Raw genomic sequence first — 21475 nt, forward strand, 5'->3', positions numbered from 1 at the left:
ATGGAATTCACGACTCAACACTTTATCGCGCTTGCGCCGTTGTTGATCACCAGCGCCACGATCATCGTGGTGATGCTGGCAATCGCCTGGCGCCGCAACCACTCGCAGACCTTCCTGATTTCCGTGGCGGGTCTGAACCTAGCGTTGCTGTCGATCCTGCCAGCCCTGAAAGTCGCGCCTCTAGCCGTGACTCCACTGCTGCAGATCGACACCTTCGCTTGCTTGTACATGGCGCTGATCCTGGTCGCCACCCTCGCTTGTGTAACCCTCGCCCACGCCTACCTCGGCGATGGCGGTTCGGGTTACCCGGGCAACCGTGAAGAACTTTACCTTCTGATCCTGATGGCCGCCGCCGGTGGACTGGTACTGGTCAGCGCGCAGCACCTCGCCGGGTTGTTCATCGGTCTGGAACTGCTCTCGGTACCGGTCTACGGCCTGGTGGCTTATGCCTTCTTCAACAAACGTTCGCTGGAAGCCGGTATCAAGTACATGGTGCTGTCGGCCGCCGGTTCCGCGTTCCTGTTGTTCGGTATGGCCCTGCTGTATGCCGACTCCGGCAGCCTGAGCTTCGTCGGTATCGGCCAGGCCCTCGCGGCCACCGGCCTGCCAAGCTCGCTGGCGCAACTGGGCCTGGGCATGATGCTGATCGGTCTGGCGTTCAAGCTGTCGCTGGTACCGTTCCACCTCTGGACCCCGGACGTTTACGAAGGTGCTCCGGCACCGGTGGCCGCGTTCCTGGCCACCGCTTCGAAAGTCGCTGTGTTCGCAGTGATGGTCCGTCTGTTCCAGATCTCGCCCGCGGCGAGCAGCGGTGTACTGAGCGACGTGCTGACCATCATCGCCATCGCGTCGATCCTGTTCGGCAACCTGCTGGCACTGACCCAGAGCAACCTCAAGCGTCTGCTGGGTTACTCGTCCATCGCTCACTTCGGTTACCTGCTGATCGCCCTGGTGGCGAGCAAGGGTCTGGCCGTGGAAGCCATCGGCGTGTACCTGGTTACCTACGTCATCACCAGCCTCGGCGCGTTCGGCGTGATCACCCTGATGTCCTCGCCGTACAACGGCCGTGACGCAGATGCCCTGTACGAATACCGCGGCCTGTTCTGGCGCCGTCCGTACCTGACCGCCGTGCTGACCGTGATGATGCTGTCCCTGGCCGGTATCCCGCTGACCGCGGGCTTCATCGGCAAGTTCTACATCATCGCTACCGGTGTCGAGTCGCACCAATGGTGGCTGGTCGGTTCCCTGGTACTGGGCAGCGCCATCGGCGTCTTCTACTACCTGCGTGTGATGGTCACCCTGTACCTGATCGAACCGAACCTGCGTCGCCACGACGCGCAACTGCACTGGGAACAACGTGCAGGCGGCGTGATGCTGCTGGCGATCGCTGCACTGGCGTTCTTCCTTGGGCTGTATCCGCAGCCGTTGCTGATCCTGGTTCAGCAGGCGGGGTTGGCGGGTTGATCGCTTAGCGGTACTTGGTAAAAACAGAAACGGCACCTTCGGGTGCCGTTTTTGCGTCTGTACGATTTGTTACCGCTGCACTCTCCTCTCCCCAAAATTCCCGAAAGCTCTAGCGGTAATACCCGCCTCGTCCTACATCCAGCATTGAGCACTTGTCTCTATCTTGAATGACTGGAGTATCGATAAATCAACGGGAGAGCGAACAATGAACCGTGACATCTTTTCCGAACTGGTAGACGGCCTCGACGCCTTGGCCGCTGAGCGTCAAGGTAATGTCACGCTGCTGACCTATCGAATGAAACGCTCCAAATCTCCTCCCGTCCCACTTGAAGAATCGCGCATCTTTACCGCCCCCCCAATATTCTGGCTATATTTGTCCAGAATATGGGAGAGATACCATGATCGTCGTTCCGTTGGCCGAAGCAAAAAACAATCTGTCCAAACTCGTCGATGACGCAGCCGCCGGGCAGATCATCACGATTGCCAAACATGGTCGGGCCCTTGCGCGTCTGGTTCCGGTAGGAAAACCCCGCGGCCAGCGTATCGGTGCGATGAAAGGCAAACTGGTGCTTCCCGAAGACTTTGACGCCTCACTGCCAGACGACATGCTCGATGCTTTTGAAGGCACTCAAGAATGAGGCTTCTGCTCGACACGCATATATTGCTCTGGACGCTCAGCGATGACCCCAGGCTATCCGGCAAAGCCAGAAAGCTCATTGAGAGTGCTGCCGACATTTACATCAGCGCAGCGACATTCTGGGAGATGGCGATCAAGGTCGGGCTGGGAAAGCTGAACGTTGACTTGGAGGAAATCCGGCAATACTGCCTCGAAAGCGGGTTCATCGAACTGCCGGTTACTTCAGAACATGCCATCGCCGGGAAAGACCTCGAACATCACCATCGCGACCCGTTCGACCGCCTTATTGTTGCAACTGCCATGATAGAACCGATGAAACTCCTCACCGCCGATCCATTGGTTGCCAGGTACACAGAATTGGCTGTTCTGGTTTAACCAAGCGGATAAAAAACGGCACCTCTCGGTGCCGTTCGCATTTCAAAGTCCAGCTGTTTACTTTCGCGCCGCCTCCCACGATTTCAGCAGTTCGGCATAGCTCACGGTTTCACCTTTAGGCTTCTCGTTCGCCAGTTTAGGCTTCGGTGCCCCCGGTTGGTCCAACCAGTACTGCGCGTCGCGCTCGGGGTTCATTTTCGGTGCGCAGGTGGCTTGCGCCTTCGAGCGTTCCAGACGGGTCATGATCGCGTCCTGATCCTTGGCCAAACCATCCAGCGCCTGTTGCGGGGTTTTCTCGCCGCTGGCGGCTTCGGCGATGTGGCTCCACCACAGTTGCGCCAAACGCGGATAGTCCGGCACGTTGGTCCCGGTCGGGGTCCATTGCACACGGGCCGGGCTGCGATAGAACTCGACCAGGCCACCAAGTTTCGGTGCCAGGTCGGTCATGGCTTGCGAGTTGATGTCCGACTCGCGGATCGGCGTCAGGCCGACGATGGTTTTCTTCAGGGATACGGTTTTCGAGGTCACGAACTGCGCGTACAACCAGGCCGCCAGTCTTTGCTTCTCTGGCGTGGACTTGAGGAAGGTCCAGGAACCGGCGTCCTGATAACCGAGTTTCATGCCCTCTTCCCAATACGGACCTTTCGGCGACGGTGCCATGCGCCATTTCGGCGTGCCGTCGGCGTTCATCACCGGCAAGCCCGGTTTGGTCATGTCGGCGGTAAACGCGGTGTACCAGAAGATCTGCTGCGCGATGTTGCCCTGGGACGGCACCGGACCGGATTCGGAGAAGGTCATGCCCGCCGCTTCCGGTGGCGCATATTTCTTCAGCCAGTCGACGTATTTGGTGGTTGCATAGACCGCCGCCGGGCCGTTGGTGTCGCCGCCGCGGGTCACGCTGGAACCAACCGGATGGCAGTCCTCGACGCGGATGCCCCACTCGTCCACTGGCAAGCCGTTGGGAATGCCTTTGTCGCCAGCGCCGGCCATGGAGAACCAGGCATCGGTGAAGCGCCAGCCCAGGGACGGATCTTTCTTGCCGTAGTCCATGTGACCGTAGACGCGCTTGCCGTCGATTTCCTTGACGTCTTCGCTGAAGAATTTGGCGATGTCTTCATAGGCCGACCAGTTCACCGGCACGCCCAGTTCATAACCGTATTTTTCTTTGAATTTTGCTTTCAGATCCGCCCGCTCGAACCAGTCGGCGCGGAACCAGTAGAGGTTGGCGAACTGCTGGTCGGGCAGCTGATAGATCTTGCCGTCCGGCGCGGTGGTGAACGAGATGCCGATGAAGTCTTTGATGTCCAGGGTCGGCGAGGTGTAGGCCTTGCCTTCGTTGGCCATCAGGTCGGTGATCGATTCGGTTTTGCCGTAGCGAAAGTGCGTGCCGATCAGGTCCGAGTCGTTGACCCAGCCGTCATAGATATTCTTGTCCGATTGCATCTGGGTCTGCAGCTTTTCCACCACGTCGCCTTCTTGCAGCAAGTCGTGGGTCAGCTTGATCCCGGTGATCTCGGTAAAGGCTTTGGCCAGCACTTTGGATTCATATTCGTGGGTCGCGATGGTTTCCGAGACCACCTTGATGCTCATCCCGCGAAACGGCTCGGACGCCTTGATGAACCACTTCAACTCTTCGAGTTGTTGTTCGGCCGTCAGCGTGGACGGCTTGAATTCACTGCCGATCCATTTCTTCGCGGCGTCTTCGTAGGCATCGGCCCAGGCCGAAGCGCTCAAACCGCTGAGTGCCAGCATGGCTGCCAATGAAATGCTATGTCGCAGCTTATTGTTTTTGTCGAACATAGAGACCTCCTTATTGGGTTTCGGAGCAACATTGCCGAGCGATTCGACTAGCCCCAACGCATCACAGCCAACAGCCACACCAGGGACAACGCGAACGCAACCCAGATGCTCCAGTCGGTGACGCCGATTACCAGCAAATGCAGGTAGGCGCTGCCGAGAAGGCCGATAAACAACCGATCGCCACGGGTGGTGGCAATCGGCAACAAACCACGCCGAAGAATGCTCGGCGAACGCAGTTCCCAGGTCGTCATGCCCACCAGGATCAAGGCAATGACACTGAAGAACGCCGCCGTAGGGCCGGTCCAACTCATCCATTCCATCATCAGCTCCTCAGACCCGGCCCAGGGCAAAGCCCTTGGCCACGTGGTTGCGAACAAACCAGATCACCAGCATGCCTGGCAGGATAGTCAACACCCCCGCCGCCGCCAGCACGCCCCAGTCGATGCCGGACGCCGAGACCGTGCGCGTCATCACCGCCGCAATCGGTTTGGCGTTGACCGACGTCAGCGTTCGAGCCAGCAGCAGTTCGACCCAGGAAAACATGAAGCAGAAAAACGCCGTCACACCGATCCCGGAGCCAATCAGCGGAACGAATATCTTCACAAAGAACTTGGGGAAACTGTAGCCGTCGATGTAGGCGGTTTCGTCGATCTCCTTCGGCACGCCGGACATGAAACCCTCAAGGATCCACACCGCCAACGGCACGTTAAACAGGCAATGCGCCAACGCGACGGCGATGTGCGTATCGAACAAACCAATCGAGGAATACAACTGGAAGAACGGCAGCAAAAACACCGCCGGCGGCGCCATGCGGTTGGTCAGGAGCCAGAAGAACAGGTGCTTGTCACCGAGGAACCGATAGCGCGAGAACGCATACGCCGCCGGCAACGCCACGCTCAGCGAAATCACCGTGTTCAGGCTCACGTAGTACAACGAGTTGAGGTAACCGGTGTACCAGGCCGGATCGGTGAAGATCACCTTGTAGTTGGCGAAGGTGAAATCCTGCGGAAACAACGTCAGGCCACTGAGGATTTCGGTGTTGCTCTTGAAGGACATGTTCAGCAACCAGTAGATCGGCACCAGCAGGAACAGGATGTAGATCAGCAGCGGAATCAGCTTTCTTTTACTCATGGCAGACCTCAGCGGTTGGCGTCAGAGTGAGTCATGGCCGTATAGAACAGCCAGGACACCAACAGGATGATCAGGAAGTACACCAGTGAGAAAGCCGCCGCCGGGCCGAGGTCGAACTGCCCGATCGCCATTTGCGTCAGGGTCTGACTCAAGAACGTCGTGGCATTCCCCGGACCGCCACCGGTCAGCACAAACGGCTCGGTGTAGATCATGAAACTGTCCATGAACCGCAACATCACCGCGATCAACAGCACGCTCTTGAGCTTGGGCAACTGGATATGTCGGAAAACCGCCCAGGCCGATGCCCGATCAATTCGCGCCGCCTGATAGTACACGTCCGGAATCGCCCGCAGCCCCGAGAAACACAACAGCGCCACCAACGACGTCCAGTGCCAGACGTCCATCACCAGCACCGTGACCCAGGCGTCCATGGTGTTGGCCGCGTAGTTGTAGTTCAGGCCCATGGCCTTGAGGCTGGCGCCGAGCAGACCAATGTCCGCCCGACCGAAGATCTGCCAGATGGTGCCGACCACGTTCCATGGAATCAGCAATGGAATCGCCAGAATGATCAGCACCAGCGACGACCAGCGACCCTTGGTCGGCATGGTCAGGGCGATGGCAATGCCCAGCGGGATTTCGATCAGCAACACACAGCCGGAGTAAATGAACTGGCGCAGCAACGAGTCATGCAGGCGCGGATCGAGCAGCACTTGCCTGTACCAGTCGGCGCCGACGAAGTAGCGGCTGGACTGGTCGAAGATGTCCTGCACCGAGTAGTTGACCACCGTCATCATCGGGATCACCGCACTGAACGCCACCAGCAAAAACACCGGCAACACCAGCCACCAGGCCTTGTTGTTCTGCACCTTGTTCATGGCTACGTCTCCAAGAGATATTCGTCGGCATACACCATCAACCATTGCGCCGGAAAGCTGATGTAGGCGGTTCCCTCAGGCACTGGCTTGTCTTCGGCCAGGCGAACTTTCAAAGGGGCGCCGTCGAGGTTCAGGGTCATGATCTTGTAGGTACCAAGGTCTTCGACGTGTACGACCTGTGCCTGCATCGCCTCATCAAACGGCTCGTCCCACACGTGCACGAACTCCGGACGGATGCCGACCTTCAGGGTTTTCCACTCGGACTCGGCAACGCGTTTCTGCTGAGCATCGGACAGCGGCAAATGAGTCGAGGCGAAACCGACACCGCCGGGCTGCGGCTTCACCTCGATCAGGTTCATCCCCGGACTGCCGATGAAATAGCCGACAAAGGTGTGGCTCGGCCGCTCGAACAGTTCTCTCGGCGTACCGAATTGCACAATCTGCCCGCCGTACATCACCGCGATCTTGTCGGCGAAGGTCGAGGCTTCGAGCTGATCGTGGGTGACGTAGACCATGGTGATGTTGAACTGCTCGTGGATCTGCTTGAGCTTGCGCCGCAGCTTCCACTTCAGGTGTGGGTCGATCACCGTCAGCGGTTCATCGAACAGGATCGCCGAGACGTCATCACGCACCAACCCACGGCCCATGGAGACTTTCTGCTTTTCATCGGCGGTGAGGTTGCGCGCCTTCTTGCTCAGCAGCGTCTGGAGGTCGAGGACTTCGGCGATTTCCTGCACCTTGCTGTGAATTTTCGCCTCGGCCATGCCCTGATTGCGCAGCGGAAAGGCCAGGTTGTCGAACACCGTCATGGTGTCGTAGACCACCGGAAACTGGAAAACCTGGGCGATATTGCGCTTCTCGGGGGTCAGGTCGTTGACCACTTTGCTGTCGAACAGCACCTGACCCTGGGACGGACTGAGCAGCCCCGAAATGATGTTGAGCAAGGTCGACTTGCCGCAGCCCGAAGGCCCGAGCAAGGCATAAGCACCGCCCTGCTCCCAGACGTGGTCCATCTCACGAATCGCATAATCCTCGGGGCCGGTCGGCGTGCGGGTGTAACTGTGGGCGAGGTGCTGCAAACGGATTTCGGCCATCAGGCAACCCTCGCGATACGGCGACCGGGCGCCTGGACCAGCCGCCCCTGCGTATCGAAGACAAACAGTTTATGGGTCGGGATATAGATACGAATCGGCGCATCGACGTCGTATTCGTGAACGCCGGGCAAGTGCAGCACCAACAGGAAATGCTCGTTGCGCACGTGCAGGAAGGTTTCCGACCCGCTGATCTCGGCTACCTCGACGGTTACCGCCAGTTCCAGATCATCGTCGTTGCTCGGCACCAATGAGATGTGGCTCGGTCGCACGCCGAAACGAAACTCGCCCTCGCCCACCGGCCGCAGATCGACGTTCAGCGGGAAGTGCACGAAATTGGCGAAGCTGACTTCGTTACCGGCGATACGCCCCGGCATCAGGTTGATCGGCGGCTCGGAGAACAGCTCCGCCGCCAACACGGTTTGCGGCTGGTGATAAACCTCGGAAGACTTGCCGCTCTGGATGACTCGGCCTTCGTGAAGAATGGTGGTGGTGCCGCCCAGCGCCAGGGCTTCGTTGGGTTCAGTGGTGGCGTAGATGGCGATGGTGTGGTGAGCCTTGAACAGCTCGCGCATTTCCTGACGCAATTCTTCACGCAGTTTGTAGTCGAGGTTCACCAGCGGCTCATCGAACAGGATCAGTTCGGCATCCTTGACCAGCGCCCGGGCCATCGCCGTGCGCTGTTGCTGACCGCCGGAGAGTTCAAGCGGATGGCGCTGGAGGAATTTCTCGATGCGCAGCATCTTCGCGGTTTCCAGCACCTTGCTCTGGATCAGCTCATTGGACACACCGCCCTGGCGCAAGGGCGAGGCGATATTTTCGAACACCGTCATGGTCGGGTAGTTAATGAACTGCTGATAGACCATCGACACGTTGCGCAAACGCACCGGGCGCTGGGTAACGTCGACGCCGTTCATCAGGATGCGACCGCTGTCGGGCTTGTCCAGACCGGCCATCAAGCGCATGAGACTGGTTTTGCCGGACAGCGTACGTCCGAGCAAAACGTTGAAGGATCCGGCTTCGAAACTAAGGCACGCATCGTCGATCCAGGTCTGGCCCTCGACGGTGCGGCTGACGTGCTCCAGGGTTAATGACATGGCTCGGCCTTTTTATTATTGGAGTCAAGCGACCTGACCAACAGAGCGACATTCGTGCCAGAAATTGCAAGCCGTTGATCCGGCTTGGGAATCCTGCAAATGGAAGAAAAACAGCGTTCGTTGCTGAACAGAAATGAACAACCGCGACTGAACAATTGAACAACCCGGCGGTTGACAATGAACAATAGTGAACAACACTCTACGGATGCTTTAGCGACACGATTATCCGAATTCACCACGATCCTGTGTAGCAGCTGGCGAAGCCTGCGTTCGGCGACGCAGTCGTCGTAAAACCTGTATACGCGGTAATCCTGATACACCGCGCCGCCTGATTTCACGACGGCTTCGCCGCCGAACGCAGGCTTCGCCAGCTGCTACATGAATTGCGTTACTCATAACAAAAATAATAATGCTCAGAGATCGACTGCCATGGCCGCACCCGCCTTGCCGCTCTCCCACGACGCCATCATCCAGGACTCCTGGTCCCGTTGCCGCGCGTTCGGCCTCAATCATCAGAGCGCACCGGCGTTTGATCAGTTGCCGGCCGAGGGCATCGCGCAATTGCTGGAGAGCCAGCACTCACTGGTGCAAACCACTCACCAGGAAGTCCTGCCGTACTACGAGAACATCCTCAGCAACTCCAACTGCCTGATCATGCTCGCCGACAATCAGGGCCAGGTGCTGACGTCCTGGGGTACCCAGCGTTTTATCGAGCCGAACCTGACCCGCGGTTTCAGCGCCGGCGCCAGCTGGATGGAGCGTTGCAGCGGCACCAATGCGATCGGCACCGCGCTGGCCTGCGAGCAGGCGGTGCACATCGAGCACGACGAACATTTCCTCAAGGCCAACCGTTTCATGACCGGTTCCGCCGCACCGATTTTCGATGCCGAACGCAAGGTCATCGCGGTGCTGGATGTGTCCAGCGACAGCTACTTGCCGCCGTCTCACACGCTCGGCATGGTCAAAATGATGAGTCAGACCGTGGAAAACCGGCTGATCCTTAACCTATTCCATGGCCAGCATTTTCAACTGACCTTCAACACCGGGCTGAACAACCTCGACAGCCAATGGGCGGGCCTGCTGATCTTTGATGAAACCGGTCAGGTGCTGTCCGCCAACCGCCGGGCCGACAATCTGCTGGGCATCAGCCTGTCGCGGGTCAGTGTCGAAAGCCTGTTCAAGGTCTCGCTGCTGGAGTTGTTGAACCAGCCGGACGGCCTGCCCTTCGCCTTGCAAACCTCAGGACGCAACCGCTTCCAGTGCCTGTTGAAGCGGCCGAAACAGACAGTGATTCAGGCGCGGCTGTTTTCTGAGACAAAGAGCGCAGAACCCACGCTCGCGGCACCGGCAGCGATCAGTCTCAATACCCTGCACTTCGGTGACATCCGCGTGGAAAAAGCCGTGCGCCAGGCCGAGCGGTTACTGGAAAAAGACATTCCGTTGTTGATCCACGGCGAAACCGGGGTCGGCAAGGAAGTCTTCGTCAAAGCCCTGCATCAGGCCAGTTCCCGGAGCAAAAAACCCTTCATTGCCGTCAACTGTGCAGCGATCCCCGCCGAACTGGTGGAGTCCGAGCTGTTTGGTTATGAGAGAGGCGCGTTCACCGGCGCCAACCAGAAAGGCAGCATCGGGCTGATCCGCAAGGCTGACAAAGGCACCCTGTTCCTTGATGAAATCGGCGATATGCCGTTGCCGACTCAGGCTCGACTGCTGCGAGTGTTGCAGGAGCGTTGCGTGCAACCGGTGGGCAGCAGCGAGTTGTTCCAAGTGGATATACGGATTATTTCGGCAACTAACCGCTCATTGCGCGAGCAGGTTCAGTTGGGGCGCTTCCGCGAGGATTTGTATTACCGGATTGGTGGTTTGACCCTGGAACTGCCGCCCTTAAGAGAACGCAGTGATAAAGAGGCGTTGTTCAAACGGTTGTGGGAACAGCACCGCGAGCCGAGCCAATGGGCCGGCTTGAGCAGAGAGGTATTGGAGTTGTTCGGGCGCCACCCGTGGCCGGGGAATTTGCGCCAAGTCAGCAGCGTGATGCAGGTAGCGCTGGCCATGGCCGAGGAACAACCGGTGCGACCGGAGCATTTGCCGGATGATTTCTTTGTTGATTTGGAATTGGAGCCGGTGGAGGTGGCGGAGCCGTTGGCGGTGGATTTAAATGATGCCGAGGACTTGAATCGGCAGTTGCAGGCGGCGGGAGGCAATATCTCGCACTTGGCCCGCAGGCTCGGGGTTAGCCGAAATACCCTTTATAAACGGTTGCGACAACTTGGAGATTGAGTGAGCGAGACTACCCTCACCCCAGCCCTCTCCCAGGGGGAGAGGGAGCCAACCGAGGTGTCTGGCGTCATACATCGACCTGAAAAACCGAGTCGATTATGGATTCACTACAAGACTTTGAGGTCGCAAAATATGCCGAACATCCCCCAATCAGTCCCCTCTCCTGGGGGAGAGGGTTAGGGTGAGGGCGAAATTCCGGACAGTGCCAATTATTGAAAGGCTGGCTCAACATTCGCAGCTGAGACCGCACTCAATGTGCGCAGACCAACCAGCACCACAACTACCATCACGACACCGGCGCCAATGGCCACCCCAAACCCTGCCCGCGCGCCATATGCATCGATAACCAGACCCGAAAGCATGCCACCGAGCGCTACGCCGATGCTGATGCCGGTGGTCATCCACGTCAGGCCTTCGGTAATCCTCGATGGCGGAACGATGATCGTACCCAGATTCATCACCACCACCATGGTTGGCGCAAATGAAATGCCAGCGATAAACAGCATCCCTGAAAGGATAAAAACGTCCGCTGAGAAAATCGGTAAAACACCTGTCAGTGCCGTGACCAATATCCCGATAAAGAACTGTTTTTCTATCGGCAGAGAAATCTTCAACGCACCAAATGTCAGACCCGCAACCATCGAGCCGAGCGCATAGGCTGCGAGGATGAATGTGGCGGACTCTGGCCAGCCTTGTGCGTTGGCGAAGGCCACGACTGCCACGTCGATCGATCCGCCAATCACCCCCATCGCCAGCAACGCGAGGACGATGGTGCGTACGCCGGGAATAAGCAATGTGGAGCTGGTGCGGCTGATGTTGCCCACGACCACTTTCGGTTCTGTCTGGCGCTGCATAAGAAAAGTCGTCATCCCGACCGCCAGCAGCACGACGGCAACCAGCGGCCCGGCTTCGGGGAAAAAACTCACGCTCAAACCAATCGCCAGGGGTGGGCCGATGATGTAGGCGAGTTCAGTCAGCACGGTGTCCAGAGAGAACGCCGTGTGCAATTGCGGTTTGCCACGGAACAGCTGCGACCAGCGTGCTCTGATCATCGAGGGCATGCTCGGCATCGTCCCCGCGAGTGCCGCCAGAACGAACAGCAGCGCGACCGGCGCCCGCAGGTACACAGCGATGATCAGCGCCAGCAACATGCCAATGCTGAAAGCGGTGACGACAGGCAGGACTCGACTCTGGCCACGCTGATCAACCAGTTTCGATATGTGCGGGCCGAACAGCGCATTGGCCAAGGTAAACGTACCGGCGACCGCGCCGGCCAGCCAATAAACACCGGTCTGCTGCACCAACATGGTGATGATGCCGATGCCGATCATTGCCTGTGGCAGACGGGCAATGGCGCTCGCGAGTACCAACCCCGTGGCGCCCGGGGTCGTCAGAAGTTCGCGATAGGGATTAGCCATGATTTCTCCATTTTGTATTCGCCGCTGATGAGCATCCGGCTGCACGCGACGCAGTCAGGATTAGCTGCGTCCGACATCAAGACGTATGCGAAGACCGAAAGCAACCCCTCACCCCAGCCCTCTCCCGGAGGTAGAGGGGGCCGACCGAGGTGTCTGGCGTCCTGCATCGACCTAAGCGACCGGGTTGATTATGGAATCGGCACACCAGGTTCAGGTCGATGTATGTCGAAAGCATCCCCCGATCAGTCCCCTCTCCTAGGGGAGAGGGTTAGGGTGAGGGGGGAATCTCAGGATGCCGCTGCACTCGCGGACAAACCATAAACAAAAACCCGCACAAGGCGGGTTTTGTTTGTAGCAAACGCAGCAATCAGTCAGCCAATCGCCAGGTCGTCCCACCCTTCCCGTCTTCCAGCACCACGCCCATGGCGGTGAGCTGGTCGCGGATACGGTCGGATTCGGCCCAGTCTTTACCAGCACGAGCGGCCAGACGCGCGGCAATCAGCGCATCAACCTCAGCCGCATCAACCCGCCCTTCGGCACCGGCCTGCAGGAAGTCATCAGCTTCGAGCTGCAACACACCCAGCACACTCGCCAATTCCTTCAAGCGCGCCGCCAAACCCGCCGCTGCATCAATATCACTTTCGCGCAGACGATTGATCTCGCGAACCATCTCGAACAGCACCGCGCAGGCTTCCGGCGTACCAAAGTCGTCGTTCATCACCTGAGTGAATCGCTCGACAAAGGCTTCGCCACCGGCCGGTGCCACCTTCGGCAGGCCTTTCAACGCATGGTAGAAACGCTCGAGTGCGCCTTTGGCGTCCTTGAGGTTGTCTTCCGAATAGTTGATCGCGCTGCGGTAGTGGCTCGACACCAGCAAGTAACGCACGACTTCCGGGTGGTACTTTTCCAGCACGTCGCGAATGGTGAAGAAGTTGTTCAAGGACTTGGACATCTTCTCGCCATTGATGCGAATCATGCCGCAATGCATCCACGCGTTGGCGTAGGTCTTGCCGGTGGCCGCTTCGCTCTGGGCGATTTCGTTTTCGTGGTGCGGGAACTCGAGGTCGCTGCCGCCGCCATGAATGTCGAAGGTCTCGCCGAGGCAGCAGGTCGACATCACCGAGCACTCGATGTGCCAGCCCGGACGACCGTCGCCCCACGGCGATGGCCAGCTCGGCTCACCCGGCTTGGCGCCTTTCCACAGCACAAAGTCCAGCGGATCCTGCTTGGACTCGTCGACTTCGATCCGCGCGCCGATGCGCAGGTCTTCGATCTTCTTGCGCGACAGCTTGCCGTAGCCCATGAACTTGGCGACGCGGTAATACACGTCGCCATTGCCCGGAGCGTAGGCGTAGCCCTTGTCAATCAGGGTCTGGATCATCGCGTGCATGCCGGGGATATGCCCGGTGGCGCGCGGTTCCATGTCCGGCTTCTGGATGTTCAGGCGCGCTTCGTCTTCGTGCATCGCCGCAATCATGCGCTCGGTCAAGGCTTCGAACGACTCGCCGTTCTCGTTGGCCCGATTGATGATCTTGTCGTCGATGTCGGTGATGTTGCGCACGTAAGTCAGGTCGTAGCCGCTGAACCGCAACCAGCGGGTTACCAGGTCGAACGCGACCATGCTGCGGCCGTGGCCCAGGTGGCAGTAGTCGTACACGGTCATCCCGCAGACGTACATGCGCACCTTGTTGCCATCCAGCGGCTTGAAGACTTCTTTGCTCTTGGTGAGCGTGTTGTAGATCGTAAGCACTTTAGGTTCCTTGAATCACTGGCCCCACGAATCACGCAAGGTCACGGTACGGTTGAACACCGGATGACCGGGTTTCGAGTCCTTGATATCCGCGCAGAAGTAACCTTCGCGCTCGAACTGGAAACGGTCTTCCGGCTGTGCATTGCCCAGCGAAGGCTCGGCACGACAACCGGTGAGAACTTGCAGCGAATCAGGGTTGATGTTGTCCAGGAAACTGGCGCTGTCTTCGGCCTTCTCAGGGTTGGCCGAACGGAACAGGCGATCGTACAGACGCACTTCACACTCGACGCTGGCCGCGGCCGGCACCCAGTGAACCACGCCTTTGACCTTGCGGCCTTCAGGGTTCTTGCCCAGGGTTTCCGGGTCGTAGGAGCAACGCAGTTCGACGATGTTGCCATCGGCATCCTTGATCGCTTCGTCGGCGCGAATCACGTAGCTGCCGCGCAGACGCACTTCGCCAGCCGGTTCCAGGCGCTTGTAGCCTTTTGGCGGCTCTTCCATGAAGTCTTCACGGTCGATGTAGATCTCACGGGCGAACGGCAGGACGCGCACGCCCATGTCTTCTTTCGGGTGGCACGCCAGTTCGAGGTTCTCGACCTGACCTTCCGGGTAGTTGGTGATCACGACTTTCAGCGGGCGCAACACGCACATGGCACGCGGGGCGCTGTGGTCGAGGTCGTCACGGATGCTGAATTCCAGCATGCCGAAGTCGACCACGCCGTCGGAACGGTTGGTGCCGACCATTTCGCAGAAGTTGCGGATCGATTTCGGCGTGTAACCACGGCGGCGGAAGCCGGACAGCGTGGACATGCGCGGATCGTCCCAGCCATGAACGTGCTTTTCATCGACCAGTTGCTTGAGCTTGCGCTTGCTGGTGATCGTGTAGTTCAGGTTCAGACGGCTGAATTCGTACTGACGCGGTTGCGCTGGCACGGGCAGGTTCTCGAGGAACCACTCGTACAGCGGGCGATGGCTTTCGAACTCCAGGGTGCAGATCGAGTGGGTGATGCCTTCGATGGCGTCCGACTGACCGTGAGTGAAGTCGTAGTTCGGGTAGATGCACCACTTGTCACCGGTCTGGTGGTGGTGAGCGTGGCGGATGCGATACATGATCGGGTCGCGCAGGTTCATGTTCGGCGAGGCCATGTCGATCTTGGCCCGCAACACGCGTGCGCCGTCCTTGAATTCACCGGCTTTCATGCGGGCGAACCAATCCAGGTTCTCTTCCACGGAGCGATCGCGGAACGGGCTGTTCTTGCCCGGCTCGGTCAGGCTGCCACGGTATTCCTTGGCCTGTTCAGGGCTCAGGTCATCGACGTAGGCCTTGCCGGCCTTGATCAGCTCAACGGCCCAGTCGTGCAACTGGTCGAAATACTGCGAGGCGTAGCGCACTTCACCGGACCATTCGAAGCCAAGCCATTTGACGTCGCTTTCGATCGCGTCGATGTATTCCTGGTCTTCCTTGGCCGGGTTGGTGTCGTCGAAACGCAGGTGCGTGACGCCGCCAAATTCCTGGGCCAGGCCGAAGTTCACGCAAATCGACTTGGCGTGACCAATGTGCAGGTAGCCGTTGGGCTCAGGCGGGAAACGGGTGACGATCTGCGTGTGCTTACCCGAGTCCAGGTCCGCCTGGATGATCGGGCGCAGGAAATTGACCGGCACGGCAGGGCCGGTCTTGGAATTCGAGGTAGGGTCGACAGTGGGCTTGCTCATAGGATCCTTGAACGTACAAGTGCGCGGCCAGTTGGCCAAATCAAAGCGGCTGTTAAAACAAAGGGGCTTATCATAGCCGATGCCGCCAAGTCGCTGACAGAGCAGGCCCGAAAACGGCTGCATTTAATCGGATGCAAATGAAAAACAGCCTCGAAATTCGCGCCCGGCACGCTAAACTGCGCATCTTGGCCAAAATTGGCCGGACCGGTTGAGGGCTGCAAAGCCCCGAAACCCACGAATTCATATAAAGAGTACCGATCATGACCCAAGTCAAACTGACCACCAACCATGGCGACATCGTCCTGGAACTGAACGCTGAAAAGGCACCGCTGACAGTTGCCAACTTCATCGAGTACGTCAACGCCGGTCACTACGAAAACACTGTTTTCCACCGCGTCATCGGTAACTTCATGATCCAGGGCGGCGGTTTCGAGCCAGGCATGAAAGAAAAGAAAGACAAGCGCCCAAGCATCCAGAACGAAGCCGACAACGGCCTGCCGAACGAGAAGTACACCGTGGCCATGGCGCGCACCATGGAGCCGCATTCGGCTTCCGCCCAGTTCTTCATCAACGTGGCTGACAACAGCTTCCTGAACCACAGCGCCAAGACCACTCAGGGCTGGGGCTACGCGGTATTCGCCAAAGTCGTTGCAGGCACCGACGTGGTCGACAAGATCAAAGGTGTTTCCACCACCATGAAGTCCGGCCACCAGGACGTACCAGCAGAAGACGTGATCATCGAGAAAGCCGAGATCATTGAGTGATACTGCTGATTTCAGACTTGCATCTGGAAGAGGAGCGCCCGGACATCAGCCGGGCGTTTCTGGATTTGCTCGCCGGACGCGCCCGCTCGGCGAGTACGTTGTACATCCTGGGCGACTTTTTCGAGGCGTGGATTGGCGACGATGCCATGACGCCGTTCCAGCGTTCCATCTGCCAGGCCCTGCGCGATCTTAGCGACAGCGGTACGGCCATTTTTCTGATGCACGGCAATCGCGACTTCATGCTCGGCCAGGCCTTCTGCAAACAGGCCGGCTGTACATTGCTGAAAGACCCGAGTGTCGTGCAGTTTTACGGCGAGCCGGTGCTATTGATGCACGGCGACAGCCTCTGCACCCGCGACGAAGCCTATATGAAGCTGCGTCGCTATTTGCGTAACCCGATCACCCTGTTCATCCTTCGGCACTTGCCTTTGCGGACGCGACATAAACTGGCGCGCAAGCTGCGCAGTGAAAGCCGTGCGCAAACGCGGATGAAGGCCAATGACATTGTGGATGTCACGCCGGAAGAAGTGCCGCGGATCATGCAGGCCTTTGGCGTGAAGACCTTGATCCATGGGCATACCCATCGTCCGGCCATCCACAAGTTGCAGATTGGCGAGCAAGCGGCCAAGCGCATTGTGTTGGGGGATTGGGATCGTCAGGGGTGGGCGTTGCAGGTGGATGAGCAAGGATTTGCGTTGGCGCCGTTCGACTTCGCCCCGCCGCTGGGTTTATCGAACGGCTGAAAACCACCCCTCACCCCAGCCCTCTCCCCAGAGGGGAGAGGGGGAAAGGGAGCCGACCGAGTGCAATTCAGAACCTGAGTGTCGTGGTCAACTAATTCCGGACACCTCGATAGGTGATTTTGATGCCATCGCCCGTTCATAAACTGTCGGTGGCAGATATCCCAGTTTCGAGTGCAGCCGTTCGTTGTTGTAAAACCCAACGATGTACTCAGTGATGTCGCGTATCGCCTCGCCATGGTTGGCGTAATCACGTCGCCATACCCGCTCCATTTTCAAGCTCAGGAAGAAGCGCTCCATCACTGCGTTATCCCAGCAGTTACCTTTACGGCTCATGCTTTGCTGCATGTCACTTCTTGCCAGCAGCGCTCTGTAGCTCGCACTCGCGTACTGGCTGCCGCGATCCGAGTGGGCGATCAAGCCGGGTGGCGGTTGACGTTGAGCAACCGCCAGCTGCATTGCACTGCACACCAGTTCAGCGGGCATGTTCGGCGCCATTGACCAGCCCACTACCTTGCGTGAGAACAAGTCCAGCACCACAGCCAGATACAACCAGCCACTGCGGGTTCGGATGTAGGTAATGTCTGCTACCCAGGCCTTGTTCGCCGCCTCGGGTTCAAATTGGCGGTTCAATACATTTTCAGCAATCGGCAGGTCATGTTTGCTGTCGGTGGTGTGCACAAATTTACGCTTCCAGGCCGAACGCAGGCCGTTGACGCGCATCATGCGGCGAATCTTGTAAATGCCTACTTCCATACCCTTTGCACGTAACGCTTTACGCAATGGGCGACTGCCATAGCAGCCGCCACTTTCAGCAAACGACGCCTTGAGTTGCAGAGCAACGGGGCAGATCGATGCAGGAGCCTCAGCGCGCTTGTTGGCCTCGTAGAAGCCGGATCGACTAACCCCCAACAAACGACACACATACGCCACCGAATAAGCCTTCTGTTGCAGCTGCCGAACCAAGCGGTACGTTACTTCAGCTCGCGGGCAAAGAAGGCGGTGGCTTTTTTTAATACATCGTTATCCATCTTGAGTTGACGGTTTTCTTGCTCCAACTGACGAATACGCTGTTGCTCAGAGGTCAGCGGCTTGCCGATCCCGGCTTGTCCCAACTTCTCGGCCTCATACTGTTGTACCCAGCGTCGAACGGCCGTATCACCAATATCAAGATCACGACAAACCTGTGAAACACTCAGGCCCTGGTCCTTGATCATCTTTACAACTTCCAGCTTGAAGCTGTCGTCGAATACTTTACGTTTGTCGGTCATGGAGAACTCCTCAATAGGTGCATTTTCCACCTATCGGGGTGTCCGGGGAAATTAGACCACTGCAGAGTTCAACTCGATCATTCAGGTCGATGAAACTCGAACAAACAACTTGGTCAGTCCCCTCTCCCTCTGGGAGAGGGTTAGGGTGAGGGCTAATGCCCAGACGCCGCCGGGCCTGCTTTAGCGGCAAACGGCGGTTTCGCCAGCCACACAATCACGATCAAGCCCATGAATGCCCACCCCAGCAACGTGAAGTAATCCACGGTGGAGAGCATGTACGCCTGACTGGTCAGCACATGATCCAGTTGCGCATACGCTGGATTGCTCGCCCCGCCCAGGCTGTTCAGCGCCTCACGGGTAGCCGGCTCATAGGTGCTGATGCTTTCGCTCATATAGGCGTGGTGCTGATCGGCCCGGCGAATCCAGATCCAGGTCGTCAACGACGCCGCAAAACTACCGCCCAAGGTCCGCAGGAACGTCGCCAGGCCCGCGCCGTCGGCGATCTGGCTCGGTGGCAGGTCCGACATCAGAATGCTCAAGGTCGGCATGAAGAACAGCGCCACGCCAATGCCCATGAACAGCTGCACCAGAGCGATGTGCTGGAAGTCCACTTCGTTGGTAAACCCGGCACGCATGAAGCAGCTCAGGCCAATCGCCAGGAACGCCAGGCCGGCCAGCAGCCGCAGGTCGAATTTGTGTGCATATTTGCCGACAAACGGCGACATCAGCACCGGCAGAATGCCGATCGGCGCCACCGCCAGCCCCGCCCAGGTCGCCGTGTAACCCATCTGGGTTTGCAGCCATTGCGGCAGAATCAGGTTGATCCCGAAGAACCCGGCGTAACCCAACACCAGCACAATCGTGCCGATGCGGAAGTTGCGGTAAGCGAACAGCCGCAGATTGACCACCGGGTGTTTGTCAGTCATTTCCCAGATCACGAACACCGCCAGCGCTATCACCGAAATGGCCGCGCCAATGAGGATGAAGTTCGACTCGAACCAATCCAGGTCGTTACCCTTGTCGAGGATCACCTGCAACGCGCCGACGCCAATGATCAGCGTGATCAAACCGACGTAATCCATCGGCTGGTAACTGGTTTCCACCGGCCGCGCCTTGAGTTGCGAACGCACCACCATCACCGCAAAGATGCCGATCGGCACGTTGATGAAGAAGATCCACGGCCAGCTGTAACTGTCGGTGATCCAGCCGCCGAGGATGGGACCTGCAATTGGTGCGACCACCGTGACCATCGCCAGCAATGCCAGGGCCATGCCGCGCCTGGCGGGCGGATAGATGGCAATCAGCAGCGTTTGAGTCATCGGGTACAGGGGACCTGCCACCAGACCTTGCAGCACCCGGAAGCCAATCAGCTCAGGCATCGAGGTCGAGATCCCGCACAGAAACGAAGCCACCACGAACAGAATCGTCGCCCAAAGAAACAGCTTCACCTCACCAAACCGCCGGCTGAGCCAACCGGTCAGCGGCAGCGCGATAGCGTTGCTCACTGCGAATGAGGTAATCACCCAGGTGCCCTGCTCCGAACTCACGCCCAAGTTGCCGGAAATCGTCGGCAGCGCCACGTTGGCGATGGTGGTGTCGAGCACTTGCATGAAGGTCGCCAGCGACAGGCCGATAGTGCTGAGCACTAGGCTTGGCGGCGTGAAAGACGCGTTATTACTCATCGCGAATCCTTTGGAACTTGGCTGGCGCGACGCCTTTTAACGGGCGCCGCTGACCCTGTGGGAGCGAGCCTGCTCGCGATAGCGGTGGATCAATCAACAAAGATGTTGAATGTAAATCCGCCATCGTCGGAACGCCGCCCGGAGCAAACTCGCTCCCACAGGGTCGGTGTGATGACCAATCAGCGCTGAACGGTTTTACTGACCGCAGCGCTGTTGTCGTGGATCAACTGAGTGATCATCGCGTCGGCCTCGGCCAACTGACGCTCATACACGTTGGTGCTGAACGAGGCCTTTTGCGGCGGCTGTTGCGCCAGCACCGGACCGCTCTGGTCACGCAGGTTCACATCGACCTGGGTCGACAGGCCGACCCGCAACGGGTGCTTGGCCAGTTCTTCGGCGTTGATGTGAATCCGCACCGGCACACGCTGGACGATCTTGATCCAGTTACCGGTGGCGTTCTGTGCTGGCAGCAAGGCAAACGCGCTGCCGGTACCGGCACCGAGGCTGTCGATGGTGCCGCTGAACTTCACGTCGCTGCCGTAGAGGTCGGCCTCGATGTCCACCGGCTGACCGATACGCATGTCACGCAGCTGGGTTTCCTTGAAGTTGGCGTCGATCCACAGTTGATCCAGCGGGATGACTGCCATCAGCGCCGTGCCCGGCTGGACGCGTTGGCCCAGTTGCACGGAGCGCTTGGCGACATAACCGGTGACCGGTGCGATCAAGGTGCTGCGGGAGTTGTTCAAGTAAGCCTGACGCAGTTGCGCGGCGGCGGACATCACGTCCGGGTGCGACGACACCACGGTGTCATCGACCAGCGCACTGGTGGTTTTGAGTTGCTGTTTGGCGTTGGCCAAGGCGTTTTGCGCCGAGGTCAGGTCGTCGCGAGCATGGGACAGTTCTTCCTGGGAAATCGCGCCGCCAGCGGCGAGGTTCTTCCGGCGATTGAAGTTGTCCTGAGCCTTCTGCACTTCAGCCTGTTGGGCGTTGACCTGGGCTTTCATGCCGTCGACGTTACTGTACAAGCCGCGCACCTGACGCACGGTTCGGGCCAGGTTGGCCTGGGCACTTTGCAGACCGACTTCGGCGTCGTTCGGGTCGAAGTTGATCAGCACTTGGCCTTCGTGAACCAGGTCGCCATCGTCGGCACCGATGCTGACCACGGTGCCGGTGACCAGCGGAGTGATTTCCACCACGTTGCCGTTTACATAGGCGTCGTCGGTGCTTTCGTTCCAGCGCCCGTAGAATTCGTGATAACCCCAGACGCCGACACCGGCGAGGATCACCACGATCGCAAGCACCACTAGCATGACTTTGCGTTTGCGCGAATTGCTCGCGTCTTGAGTGTTGTCAGGGGTTTGTGTTGTTGTATCGGCAGTAGCCATGA

The 21475-nt window shown here is 58.6% G+C and carries 18 protein-coding genes; 6 read left to right on the forward strand and 12 right to left on the reverse strand.

Features of this window, described 5'->3' with window-relative positions; all coding sequences use genetic code 11:
- From nuoN to QFX16_RS18810, 3 genes are all read left to right on the forward strand, one after another.
- Positions 1-1464, forward strand: a complete 1464-nt coding sequence (nuoN, locus tag QFX16_RS18800) for an NADH-quinone oxidoreductase subunit NuoN (RefSeq protein ID WP_283180873.1) — start codon at positions 1-3, stop codon at positions 1462-1464.
- A 398-nt stretch (positions 1465-1862) separates the two neighbouring features.
- Entirely contained in the window at positions 1863-2102 is a 240-nt protein-coding gene (locus QFX16_RS18805) for a type II toxin-antitoxin system Phd/YefM family antitoxin (RefSeq protein WP_026286363.1), read from the forward strand.
- Positions 2099-2476 carry a type II toxin-antitoxin system VapC family toxin gene (locus QFX16_RS18810; RefSeq protein WP_283180874.1) on the forward strand — a complete coding sequence of 126 codons (378 nt, stop codon included), beginning with the start codon at positions 2099-2101 and terminating at the stop codon, positions 2474-2476. Before QFX16_RS18805 ends, QFX16_RS18810 begins: the two co-directional genes overlap by 4 nt.
- Before the next feature lie 57 nt (positions 2477-2533).
- Here the strand turns inward: QFX16_RS18810 and QFX16_RS18815 are convergent, their stop codons facing one another.
- The 6 genes from QFX16_RS18815 to QFX16_RS18840 are packed head-to-tail and all read right to left on the reverse strand — an operon-like array spanning position 2534 to position 8470.
- Positions 2534-4276, reverse strand: a complete 1743-nt coding sequence (locus QFX16_RS18815; RefSeq protein WP_283180875.1) for an ABC transporter substrate-binding protein — start codon at positions 4274-4276, stop codon at positions 2534-2536.
- 47 nt (positions 4277-4323) lie between these two features.
- Positions 4324-4596: a DUF2160 domain-containing protein gene (locus QFX16_RS18820; RefSeq protein WP_008146061.1), complete on the reverse strand. Its 273-nt coding sequence runs from the start codon at positions 4594-4596 to the stop codon at positions 4324-4326.
- Positions 4597-4606: 10 nt separating this feature from the next.
- Entirely contained in the window at positions 4607-5407 is an 801-nt protein-coding gene (locus QFX16_RS18825; protein WP_017339615.1) for a carbohydrate ABC transporter permease, read from the reverse strand.
- An 8-nt stretch (positions 5408-5415) separates the two neighbouring features.
- Complete coding sequence (locus QFX16_RS18830) at positions 5416-6282, reverse strand: carbohydrate ABC transporter permease (RefSeq protein WP_283180876.1); 867 nt, start codon at positions 6280-6282, stop codon at positions 5416-5418.
- A gap of 2 nt (positions 6283-6284) precedes the next feature.
- On the reverse strand, positions 6285-7376 hold the full coding sequence (locus QFX16_RS18835) for an ABC transporter ATP-binding protein (protein WP_283180877.1): 1092 nt from the start codon (positions 7374-7376) through the stop codon (positions 6285-6287).
- Complete coding sequence (locus QFX16_RS18840; protein ID WP_008146067.1) at positions 7376-8470, reverse strand: ABC transporter ATP-binding protein; 1095 nt, start codon at positions 8468-8470, stop codon at positions 7376-7378. The genes QFX16_RS18835 and QFX16_RS18840 overlap by 1 nt, the downstream gene beginning before the upstream one ends.
- Positions 8471-8899: 429 nt before the next feature.
- Between QFX16_RS18840 and QFX16_RS18845 the strand changes: the two genes are divergently transcribed.
- The gene (locus QFX16_RS18845; RefSeq protein WP_283180878.1) at positions 8900-10750 is read left to right on the forward strand and encodes a sigma-54-dependent Fis family transcriptional regulator; all 1851 of its coding nucleotides are present in this window, start codon (positions 8900-8902) and stop codon (positions 10748-10750) included.
- A gap of 209 nt (positions 10751-10959) precedes the next feature.
- Here QFX16_RS18845 and QFX16_RS18850 read toward each other — a convergent pair whose 3' ends face one another.
- The 3 genes from QFX16_RS18850 to QFX16_RS18860 form a co-directional block, all read right to left on the reverse strand.
- The gene (locus QFX16_RS18850) at positions 10960-12168 is read right to left on the reverse strand and encodes an MFS transporter (protein WP_283180879.1); all 1209 of its coding nucleotides are present in this window, start codon (positions 12166-12168) and stop codon (positions 10960-10962) included.
- 367 nt (positions 12169-12535) lie between these two features.
- Complete coding sequence (cysS, locus tag QFX16_RS18855) at positions 12536-13918, reverse strand: cysteine--tRNA ligase (protein WP_283180880.1); 1383 nt, start codon at positions 13916-13918, stop codon at positions 12536-12538.
- Between the two features lie 15 nt (positions 13919-13933).
- Positions 13934-15631, reverse strand: a complete 1698-nt coding sequence (locus QFX16_RS18860; RefSeq protein WP_283180881.1) for a glutamine--tRNA ligase/YqeY domain fusion protein — start codon at positions 15629-15631, stop codon at positions 13934-13936.
- Between the two features lie 260 nt (positions 15632-15891).
- Between QFX16_RS18860 and QFX16_RS18865 the strand changes: the two genes are divergently transcribed.
- Both QFX16_RS18865 and lpxH read left to right on the forward strand, forming a co-directional pair.
- Positions 15892-16395 (forward strand): peptidylprolyl isomerase, encoded by a 504-nt coding sequence (locus tag QFX16_RS18865; protein WP_131062340.1) that lies wholly within the window; start codon positions 15892-15894, stop codon positions 16393-16395.
- Complete coding sequence (gene lpxH / locus QFX16_RS18870) at positions 16392-17138, forward strand: UDP-2,3-diacylglucosamine diphosphatase (RefSeq protein WP_283180882.1); 747 nt, start codon at positions 16392-16394, stop codon at positions 17136-17138. The genes QFX16_RS18865 and lpxH overlap by 4 nt, the downstream gene beginning before the upstream one ends.
- Before the next feature lie 87 nt (positions 17139-17225).
- Here the strand turns inward: lpxH and QFX16_RS18875 are convergent.
- The 3 genes from QFX16_RS18875 to QFX16_RS18885 form a co-directional block, all read right to left on the reverse strand.
- A protein-coding gene (locus QFX16_RS18875; RefSeq protein ID WP_283180883.1) for an IS3 family transposase occupies positions 17226-18406 on the reverse strand; the annotation gives its coding sequence in 2 pieces (ribosomal slippage) (positions 17226-18151 and positions 18151-18406; 1182 coding nt in all).
- Between the two features lie 152 nt (positions 18407-18558).
- Positions 18559-20088 (reverse strand): DHA2 family efflux MFS transporter permease subunit, encoded by a 1530-nt coding sequence (locus QFX16_RS18880; RefSeq protein WP_283180884.1) that lies wholly within the window; start codon positions 20086-20088, stop codon positions 18559-18561.
- A gap of 179 nt (positions 20089-20267) precedes the next feature.
- Positions 20268-21473, reverse strand: coding sequence for an HlyD family secretion protein (locus QFX16_RS18885; RefSeq protein WP_283180885.1), 1206 nt, complete (start codon positions 21471-21473; stop codon positions 20268-20270).
- Between the last annotated feature and the right edge of the window lie 2 nt (positions 21474-21475).

Origin of the sequence: Pseudomonas svalbardensis, from assembly GCF_030053115.1 — a bacterium.
GTDB classification, from domain to species: domain Bacteria; phylum Pseudomonadota; class Gammaproteobacteria; order Pseudomonadales; family Pseudomonadaceae; genus Aquipseudomonas; species Aquipseudomonas svalbardensis.

Coding starts and splice junctions, on each gene's coding strand:
- nuoN (WP_283180873.1), top strand. CDS start 1: ATGGAATTCACGACTCAACACTTTATCGCGCTTGCGCCGTTGTTGATC.
- QFX16_RS18805 (WP_026286363.1), top strand. CDS start 1,863: ATGATCGTCGTTCCGTTGGCCGAAGCAAAAAACAATCTGTCCAAACTC.
- QFX16_RS18810 (WP_283180874.1), top strand. CDS start 2,099: ATGAGGCTTCTGCTCGACACGCATATATTGCTCTGGACGCTCAGCGAT.
- QFX16_RS18815 (WP_283180875.1), bottom strand. CDS start 4,276: ATGTTCGACAAAAACAATAAGCTGCGACATAGCATTTCATTGGCAGCC.
- QFX16_RS18820 (WP_008146061.1), bottom strand. CDS start 4,596: ATGGAATGGATGAGTTGGACCGGCCCTACGGCGGCGTTCTTCAGTGTC.
- QFX16_RS18825 (WP_017339615.1), bottom strand. CDS start 5,407: ATGAGTAAAAGAAAGCTGATTCCGCTGCTGATCTACATCCTGTTCCTG.
- QFX16_RS18830 (WP_283180876.1), bottom strand. CDS start 6,282: ATGAACAAGGTGCAGAACAACAAGGCCTGGTGGCTGGTGTTGCCGGTG.
- QFX16_RS18835 (WP_283180877.1), bottom strand. CDS start 7,376: ATGGCCGAAATCCGTTTGCAGCACCTCGCCCACAGTTACACCCGCACG.
- QFX16_RS18840 (WP_008146067.1), bottom strand. CDS start 8,470: ATGTCATTAACCCTGGAGCACGTCAGCCGCACCGTCGAGGGCCAGACC.
- QFX16_RS18845 (WP_283180878.1), top strand. CDS start 8,900: ATGGCCGCACCCGCCTTGCCGCTCTCCCACGACGCCATCATCCAGGAC.
- QFX16_RS18850 (WP_283180879.1), bottom strand. CDS start 12,168: ATGGCTAATCCCTATCGCGAACTTCTGACGACCCCGGGCGCCACGGGG.
- QFX16_RS18860 (WP_283180881.1), bottom strand. CDS start 15,631: ATGAGCAAGCCCACTGTCGACCCTACCTCGAATTCCAAGACCGGCCCT.
- QFX16_RS18865 (WP_131062340.1), top strand. CDS start 15,892: ATGACCCAAGTCAAACTGACCACCAACCATGGCGACATCGTCCTGGAA.
- QFX16_RS18880 (WP_283180884.1), bottom strand. CDS start 20,088: ATGAGTAATAACGCGTCTTTCACGCCGCCAAGCCTAGTGCTCAGCACT.
- QFX16_RS18885 (WP_283180885.1), bottom strand. CDS start 21,473: ATGGCTACTGCCGATACAACAACACAAACCCCTGACAACACTCAAGAC.